This window comes from Spirillospora sp. NPDC049652, assembly GCF_040675125.1.
Lineage (GTDB): Bacteria > Actinomycetota > Actinomycetes > Streptosporangiales > Streptosporangiaceae > Spirillospora.
The window spans coordinates 1-3,641 of the sequence record NZ_JBFAOF010000757.1 but is presented as its reverse complement, the minus strand read 5'-3'; the positions used below and the strand labels follow the sequence as shown (position 1 = coordinate 3,641).

Sequence of the window (3,641 nt, the reverse complement as noted above, 5' to 3'; positions counted from 1 at the left end):
GCCCGGTACGGCGCGTGGACGCGTCCGGCCACCGAGTGCGTCGAGGCCGTGGGGAGGGGCCGGTAGCGGCCGTCCGGCGGCTGCCGCCCGTGCGGGAGCATGAGCAGCGCCGAGTCCATCGCCGTCCGCGCGACCTCGGCCACGTCCTCGGCGGTCACCGCGGCGAGGCGCTCGCCGACCTCGGCCGGACCGTCCTGCGGGATGCCGAGCAGCTCGCGGAGGCACCAGACGCCGACCCGGCCGCCGCCGTCCGTCCCGGCCTGCGCGGCCCGGTGCTCCTCGATGACCCGCGCGACGTCGGCGGCGTCGATGCGGCCCTCCGCCAGCGCGTCCAGTTCGGCGAGGAACGCCTGGAGGAGCTGCGGCAGCACCTCTTCCAGGCCGTCCGCGAACGCGATGATCTCGCCGGTGTCGGGCCCGGTGTGCTCGATCTCGACCTGCGGGGTGTAGCTGAGCGCCCGGTCCAGCCGGAGCGCCCTGTGCAGCCTCGACAGCAGCAGCCCGCGGTACACGCCCGTCGCCGGCCCCAGGGGCACGACGCCGCTGAACGCGACCCCCCGGAGGGAGGCGTTGAAGAAGGAGCGGCCACCGCCCGTCAGGTCGTTCGCCTCGGGCACCGGCATGCGCGGGCCGTCCGGCAGCGGCAGGGACAGGCCCTCGGGCGGCGGGCCGCCGACGACCGCGAGCGCCGCGTTGCCCCGGGTGAACCGCGCCGCCGTCCAGGAGGCGACGTCCTCGCCCGTCAGCCCGGGGACGCCGACCTCGGGATACCCGGACAGGCCCAGCCCGGACGGCCCGTGCCGCCATCGCGCCAGCGTCTCGGTGATGCCGGCGCCGCGCTGCTCCTCCTCCGTCCGGACGATCCGCTTCTCGTCGTCCAGCCGGTCGAGCGGGAGGTCGCGCAGCGCCTCGCACACGCCACCGAGGAACGCGGCCACCTCGTCGGACGTGCCGTGCGTCTGGAACACGGTGGTGAGCGCGTCGACGCTGCCGTTGTAGTGCCGGTCGTCCCGGCCGAGGCCGTGCAGCGCGAGGTGCTCGACGAGGTGGGTGACGCCGCTGAGCGCGAGCGGCTCGTCCGCGCGTCCGGTGCGGAACATCAGCGCGACCCGGTACGCCCCGGAACCGTCACCGGGGCTCCAGAAGACCGGCACTCCGTCGATGTCCGTGCGCGTGACGCCGGGCTTCTCGGGGGCGGCCTCCCGCTCACCGACGGTGTTCGGAGCGCCGGTCGTGCCGGCCTCGGCCACGCCGTCGCCGCGTGTTGCGTTCACCACACCTCATCTACGATCGCGTCGTGGTCAAACCGGTGGCTTATCAATACCAGCGCCCGTTTCGCCCTTCCAGGGGCGCTTATTACGTTCCGGCGGCGGTTTTCGCGTTGTTCGCGGCGGTGGCCGCCCTCTTCGTGGCGACGCACCTGGCGCTCTTCACCGCGGCGTCCCTCGATCCGGAGTACTCGCACGAGGAAGCGGACGGGCACGCCTCGATCTACATGACCAAGGGCCTGCGGTACACGGTGTATGTCGAGGTGGGCACGCCCCCGCCGGCCTGGCTGACCCTGACCGGGACCCGCTGGACCACGCCCGTGAAACTCGACCGGAAGCGGCACGGGGACAAGGCCGTCGTCGTCGGTGAGGGGAAGACCTACGTGTGGGGCGGAGCCTTCAAGGCGCCCGCGGACGACCTCGTCACCGTCGCCGCCGACCCGGCCGCGGGCCCGCAGCGGGTGCAGGTGGACGCGCCGGGGTTCGGGATGTCGGTGGTGCTCGTCCTGCTCACGCCGCTGGTCGTGCTCACCTGCCTGATCTGGACGTTCGCGCTCTACCGGAGGCGGCGGCGTCCCAAGGGGTACTGGACGACGCGTCCCTCCTCCCCGTTCCTGGAGGTGGAGCGGACGAAGCAGGCCGAGAAGGCGCGGGCGGTCCTCGGCGCGCACTGGACGGACGGCGTCGTCCTCGCGAACGGGACGCTCGTGCCCGGGACGTCCGAGGAGCAGGCGTTCGACCGGCTCTCGGACCTTCTCGCCACGCCGGCCGGGGTTCCGGACGCCCGGATCAGGAGCGTCGAGGACGGCGGCTGGCTGGTCGAGTTCCCGTCCCACGAGGTCGCGGTGTTCGTCACCGCGAAGGACGTCAAGTCCGGGGAGTACACCGACGTGATGCGGTGCGCGGTCGCGCGGCTGGAGCTGGACGCCCGGAACCGGGCCCTCGCACCCGTCTGAGCGGCTCGATGAGCCTCTGAGCAGGGGCGCGGTGACCGCGGCCGCCCAGCTCGGGCGGGTGTTCCGGGTTGGCGGCGGCTTGGGCGGAGGCGGGGTGGTGTGCCATCCTGTCCAGGCGACGACGGCGGAGGAACCCGGTGCGAATCCGGGGCTGTGCCCGCAACTGTGAGCCGGTGGGAGCCGGTGAGTCAGGAACTCCGGTCGTCGTGACACCGACCGCCGACCACGGGCGTGGACACCCGAGGGAAGGACTCTGAGGCATGCGCTCTCTGATGCGCCGATGACGCGCGGCTCCGCCGTCCGCTACCCGTTCTCCGCCGTCGTCGGAATGGCCGACCTCAAGCTCGCGCTCCTGGTCAACGCCGTGTCGCCCGCCGTGGGCGGCGTGCTCGTGCGGGGCGAGAAGGGCACCGCGAAGTCCACGGTCGTGCGGGCGCTGGCGGCGCTGCTGCCGCCGGTGGACACCGTGCCGGGCTGCCGCTTCTCCTGCGATCCCACCGACCCCGACCCGCGCTGCCCGGACGGCCCCCACGACGCCGTCACCGCGCAGGTGCGGGACGCGCGGCTGGTCGAGCTGCCCGTGGGCGCGTCCGAGGACCGCCTCACCGGGTCGCTGGACATCGAGCGGGCGCTGACCGAGGGCGTGAAGGCGTTCGAGCCGGGCCTGCTGGCCGCCGCGCACCGGGGCGTCCTGTACGTGGACGAGGTCAACCTGCTGCACGACCACCTGGTCGACCTGCTCCTGGACGCCGCCGCGATGGGCGAGTCGCACGTCGAGCGCGAGGGCGTGTCGGTGCGGCACGCGGCGCGGTTCCTGCTGGTCGGGACGATGAACCCGGAGGAGGGCGAGCTGCGGCCGCAGCTGCTCGACCGGTTCGGGCTGACCGTGGAGGTCGCCGCGACCCGCGATCCGGCCGAGCGCGCCGAGGTGGTGCGGCGGCGGCTGCGGTTCGAGGAGGACCCGGCCGCGTTCGCCGCCGCGTGGACCGGCGCGGAGGCCGCGCTCGCCGACCGGATCACCGCCGCCCGCGCGCTGCTGCCGGAGGTCGTGCTGACCGACGCCGCGCTGCGCCAGATCACCGCCGTGTGCGCCGCGTTCGAGGTGGACGGCCTGCGCGCCGACCTCGTCACGGCGCGGGCCGCGATGGCGCTGGCCGCCTGGAACGGGCGCACGGAGGTCACGTCCGACGACGTCCGGACGGCGGCCCGGCTGGCGCTGCCGCACCGCCGCCGCCGCGACCCGTTCGACGCGCCCGGCCTGGACGAGCAGCGCCTGGACGACGTCCTCGACGAACACGCGCAGCACGACGACCCCCCGAAGAACCACGACGACGCTCCCGAGCCCCCGGACGACACCCCGGACCCCCCCGACGACGATCCCGGGCCGCCGGACGGCGGGCCCGGCGGAGCGCCCGAG

The 3,641-nt window shown here is 74.6% G+C and carries 3 protein-coding genes and 1 riboswitch; of the genes, 2 read left to right on the top strand and 1 reads right to left on the bottom strand.

The window, feature by feature from the left end; genetic code table 11:
* On the bottom strand, positions 1–1,274 hold a 1,274-nt coding region (locus tag AB0J52_RS32030), incomplete at its 3' end, for a M16 family metallopeptidase (RefSeq protein WP_500186540.1).
* A gap of 119 nt (positions 1,275–1,393) precedes the next feature.
* On the opposite strand from AB0J52_RS32030, the gene AB0J52_RS32025 reads away from it, so the two are divergent.
* Complete coding sequence (locus AB0J52_RS32025) at positions 1,394–2,224, top strand: hypothetical protein (RefSeq protein WP_500186538.1); 831 nt, start codon at positions 1,394–1,396, stop codon at positions 2,222–2,224.
* A gap of 127 nt (positions 2,225–2,351) precedes the next feature.
* A riboswitch (cobalamin riboswitch) is annotated at positions 2,352–2,422 on the top strand.
* 82 nt (positions 2,423–2,504) lie between these two features.
* A partial coding sequence (locus AB0J52_RS32020; RefSeq protein ID WP_500186536.1) for a magnesium chelatase ATPase subunit I occupies positions 2,505–3,641 on the top strand: 1,137 nt, incomplete at its 3' end.